At 63.1% G+C, this 3,593-nt stretch carries 6 protein-coding genes; all 6 read right to left on the bottom strand.

Annotated features, from left to right (window positions below):
- Positions 1–362 precede the first annotated feature (362 nt).
- A complete protein-coding gene (locus tag AX685_RS10250) occupies positions 363–1,052 on the bottom strand; it encodes a replication protein A (protein WP_231727421.1) in 690 nt (229 codons plus the stop codon).
- A 352-nt stretch (positions 1,053–1,404) separates the two neighbouring features.
- Positions 1,405–1,596, bottom strand: a complete 192-nt coding sequence (locus AX685_RS10245) for a ribbon-helix-helix domain-containing protein (RefSeq protein WP_066488212.1) — start codon at positions 1,594–1,596, stop codon at positions 1,405–1,407.
- Between the two features lie 113 nt (positions 1,597–1,709).
- Entirely contained in the window at positions 1,710–1,979 is a 270-nt protein-coding gene (locus AX685_RS10240) for a ribbon-helix-helix domain-containing protein (RefSeq protein WP_066488210.1), read from the bottom strand.
- Entirely contained in the window at positions 1,976–2,659 is a 684-nt protein-coding gene (parA, locus tag AX685_RS10235; protein ID WP_066488208.1) for a ParA family partition ATPase, read from the bottom strand. The genes AX685_RS10240 and parA overlap by 4 nt, the downstream gene beginning before the upstream one ends.
- Before the next feature lie 247 nt (positions 2,660–2,906).
- The gene (locus AX685_RS10230; protein ID WP_066488205.1) at positions 2,907–3,191 is read right to left on the bottom strand and encodes a helix-turn-helix domain-containing protein; all 285 of its coding nucleotides are present in this window, start codon (positions 3,189–3,191) and stop codon (positions 2,907–2,909) included.
- Positions 3,184–3,507 (bottom strand): type II toxin-antitoxin system RelE/ParE family toxin, encoded by a 324-nt coding sequence (locus tag AX685_RS10225; protein WP_231734925.1) that lies wholly within the window; start codon positions 3,505–3,507, stop codon positions 3,184–3,186. The genes AX685_RS10230 and AX685_RS10225 overlap by 8 nt, the downstream gene beginning before the upstream one ends.
- Positions 3,508–3,593 lie beyond the last annotated feature (86 nt).

The following is a 3,593-nucleotide window of genomic DNA, read 5'->3' as shown; positions in this document are numbered from 1 at the left end:
TGCGGATGCCGCCCGACCAGCTCCTGTTGCTGCGCCAGGGCGAACACTTGCTCGCGGTCGAGAAAATCCGCTTCTACGACCAGCGCGAGTTCGCGGGCCTGGTTGATCCGGCGCGATTTAAGCCCCGCTGGCGACAGTCGACGCGATCAGCACCTCGAATACGTCGAAGGCCCCTTTTCTGCCCTCACGGCGCTCCTGACGGCCGCAGGAGGGCGCTTCCGTCGCCACCTCGCCCACCTTCTCCCCGCCTAGCCTGCGGCCGGTAGGCCGCACCTGTGGCGCTGAAGGCGGCACGCAGCGAATTACGTATTGGCCGTCAGGCCAATTCCGCTTGTATATTTCTAACTCTGCCGGGATTCATTCTACCTCTCTGAATCACGTTCCTGGTCCATGACAGCGCGCCCGAGCCGGGCAAGAATCGCCACGAGGCCGGGATCGTCAATGAGCTGGGCAGGCTGCTCGTCGAGCGGGAGCCTGGCGATCATCGCCCTGCCCTCTTCGACCGCTGCCCGCCGCCGGTCGCTGTCGTCTTCTGGCGGGGGCGCGGTCATGCCGCGTTCCACCTGCGGCGGAAGCATCAAGCGGTAAGCGTTCGATGTCTGCTTGACCTGGGGGCCGCGCATCCCCGCGTTGCCGGTCGGCACATATCGGCGCAACCAGTCGAGGAAGCCATGCGCCTTGAGCCGCTTGAGCGCGTCCACCACGGCCGCAATCGAACGGCCGATGCGAAGCGCCAGCGTCGCGATGGCCGGATCGAGCCGCCCGGTCTTGTAGTCGATCAGGCGTAGCAGCTCTCGCAATACTTCAAGCCCGACATGGCCGATCGCGCCGTTCTCGCGATTATTGCGGTCGCGCCGGTGAGCAAGCCGTTTCAGGCGGTCATATTTCTCGGCCGCCTGCATGAAGCGGGCGACGTTCTTGGGATTGAACGGCTGCCAAAATCGCCCCTCCCGGCCCTCCTCGGTGCGGCTGTAGCGATGGACCCGCTGGCCGGTCTGACAGCCCGGCCGTCGCCCTTTTGGCCCTGTCAGGGCCTCGAACACTGTTTGCATGGAACCTCCCGTCGGTTGAGTGGCCCGGCTGCTGGCGGTGATCCTTCATGGACAAAGCTCTCCCGTTCTCGAAAACGGCGTTTTCGAGTTGACTTGTCGCCTGACCTGCGGGAGACTGGTGTTTGTGAGGACACCGGGCGGCTCCCGCCCATCAGACGTTCCGAGAGCCCGGCCGCCAAGCCGGGCTTTCGTCGTTTTGGCCCTGGCGGTGCCACCCGCTAGGATCGCCACGGCGAATCGGCGAATGAGTCCGCCGACACCAAAGCCTGTCAGATTACTATGTCGTTGGGAAGTGCGCTCTATAATGATGATACAATAGAGCGAGTGTGAACGTGTTCACACGTGGACTTGTTCACTTGTCGATGGGCTGATTGTATTTCTGGAGAATGTCGAGAACTGCCTCGGTCAGCATCGCCTCGATTGTGCTGTCCTCCTTGGCGGCCAGGATCGCGAACGCTCGGGCAACCGCCGGATCGAAGCGGCCAGCGATCGACTTCTTGCCGATGCGGTTGCGCTGCTGGCGTGGCGCTTCGATCGGCAGCATCGGTTCTTCAACCTCCGCAGGCGCGGCGGTCGATTTCCTGGCGTTCGTCGATCTTGCCACCTCCAAGCTCCTAATCTTTGTGTTCACACATTCACATATTCACACGTGGACAGCTATCGCTCGCCGAACGGATGCTTGCCGTGCTGGCGCATGAGCAAGTCGATGGCCTCGCCAAGGAGCGCCTGCAACGTCGTCCCCTGCTCAGCCGCCAGCATATTCAGGCCGCGACTGACCTCGGGGCTGAAATAGGCGCTCACCGCCTTCTTGCCCTGGCGGGTCTGGGCGCGAGTGGTGGCGGGTGTCGCAATCGTCGGCTCGGAGCTGTCGCCGATCGCCCCAGCCCTCTCCGCCCGTTGCTGCTTCATCGCGCCGAACTTGCTCATGCCGCGCCTCGCTTCTTGTTCACTCGTGAAGCTGCAGACACGTTCACTTGTTCACATGTCCACGCCCATAGCGCGGCAACTTCCTCGGTCGCTTTGCCTTCGGGTTCCAGCTCGATCGCGGTTTTCCCCTGCGCCGTGCTGTGATGATAGATCGCCCGCTGGGTGAGCATGACGGGCGCAACGTCCACGCCCATGCCGGCGACGCCATCACCGCCCTCGATCAGCTCGCGGGCATCCCGGTAGGTCGTCGGTGCGCGCTGGGGGCCGCCCATGAACAGCACGAACGCGGTCTTGCCGGTCGCCTGCACCAGCTCGGCCGTCATCTCTACGGCTTTGAGATCGAAGGCTTGCGGGCGACAGGGAATCAGCACCAGGTCGGCGACCTTGCAGGCTTCCCGCGCCATGATGTCGGCATGGGGAGGGGTGTCTATCACCACCAGGTCGGCCCCGAGTTCGGCTGCTTGCTGGAGCTTGCGGGGCAAGAGGGAAGGGGAGGCACAATCGACCACTTCCAGGTCCGACGATCCGCGCCATTCGCTCCAATGGCTCGCCGTTGCCTGCGGGTCGGTATCGAGGATCAACGTCGTAAGCCCTGCGCCCGCGCCAGCCGCTGCAAGGTGGATCGCCAACGTCGTCTTGCCCGCGCCCCCCTTCTGGCTGATGACAGTGATAACCTTCATGTGAACCCCTGAACAGGTGAACGTGTGAGCGTGTAAGCATGTGGACGTGTGAACACATGAACGTGTGAACGATTGGAGCGCGGTGGTCAATGATGTTGATTGGCGGCGATCCGCCATGCGGATCCTCGCCCCGCCAGCCGATCGGAACCCGGCAGGGCCAAGACCGCTTGCGGGCTTGGGGAGCGAAGCGACTGAGAGCGGCGGTGCCGCGTAGCGGCAGGCGCCAGACCTTTTTGCGGTCGGCCGCCTAGACGAGTGCGAGCTGGACGCGACGGCCGACGACCGCCGCCGCCCGTTGCAGCGTTTCGATGGTGACATTGCCGTTCTCAGGATCGAGCACGCGATCGACCTGGGTGCGGCTGGTGTGCATCATCGTGGCGAGACGGTTCTTGCTGAGCTTGCGCTCCTTCATCGCCTCGGCGAGCTGCCAAGCGATAACCTCCTTGATCGCCTTGGCCTGAAACTCGGCAAGAACGCCTTCCTCCTCAAGAAAGCTATCGAGGGTCGGCCCCCGGTGCTTATTGTCAGCCATTTTCGACCTCCTTCTGGCGCTTGCGCGCCAGTTCCAAATCCGATGCGGGTGTCTTGTTCGCCTTCTTGATGAAGCCGTGCAGCGCATACAGCTCCCCGGTCTGGAAGCAGAACATCACCCGCGCGATCGTGCCGTCTGACAGCGACGTGCGGACCTCGAACAGTCCCTTTCCCATCGGCCGCACCAACGGCATTCCGACCGGCCAACGAAACTGGACGCGCTGCAAGTCCTGCCCGATCTCCCGGCGGTGATCCTGCGGCAGCTCTAGCAACCAGTCCCTGACCGGCACGTTGCCGGCGTCGGTCTGGTAGAACACCAGTTCGATTCGATGCGGCGGACTCGTATTCATCTGTGCCTTATAAAGTGCAATGCACCGTATAAGGCTGTCTCTTATACACATCT

The organism is Sphingomonas sp. CCH9-F2 (genome assembly GCF_001556735.1).
GTDB classification, from domain to species: Bacteria; Pseudomonadota; Alphaproteobacteria; order Sphingomonadales; family Sphingomonadaceae; genus Sphingomonas; species Sphingomonas ginsenosidimutans.
This window is presented reverse-complemented; position numbering and strand designations above follow the sequence as displayed.